At 35.4% G+C, this 311-nt stretch carries 1 protein-coding gene; it reads right to left on the bottom strand.

The window, feature by feature from the left end; all coding sequences use genetic code 11:
• A partial coding sequence (locus CP960_RS13025; RefSeq protein WP_119184493.1) for an FAD-dependent oxidoreductase occupies window positions 1–311 on the bottom strand: 311 nt, incomplete at both ends.

Genomic DNA, 311 nt, shown 5'->3' with positions numbered 1-311 from the left:
TTAGATTCAAATGTATTACCATCTTCAGAAGTTAAAGTAAAAATATCATCATTTTTAACAACAGAAGTAATTTTCTTCATTTCATGTTTTAAACCAAACTTCATAGCTTGCTCTGGCCAAGATTGCATTAAATCTAAACCAGACATAACCTTTTCTTGTCCAGGATAGTTTTCGATTTCTGAACTTCCAGTGATTTGTCCTCCTGGCATCCCCATCTCAAACATTACTACATCTTTTAATCCACCTCTTGTGGCATACAATCCAGCTGTTAATCCTGCTGGCCCTCCACCTATTATCGCTAAATCTAACAT

The organism is Malaciobacter halophilus (genome assembly GCF_002837275.1).
Taxonomy (GTDB): domain Bacteria; phylum Campylobacterota; class Campylobacteria; order Campylobacterales; family Arcobacteraceae; genus Malaciobacter; species Malaciobacter halophilus.
The sequence above is the reverse complement of the archived record's forward strand: the minus strand, read 5'-3'. Positions and strand labels throughout refer to the sequence as shown.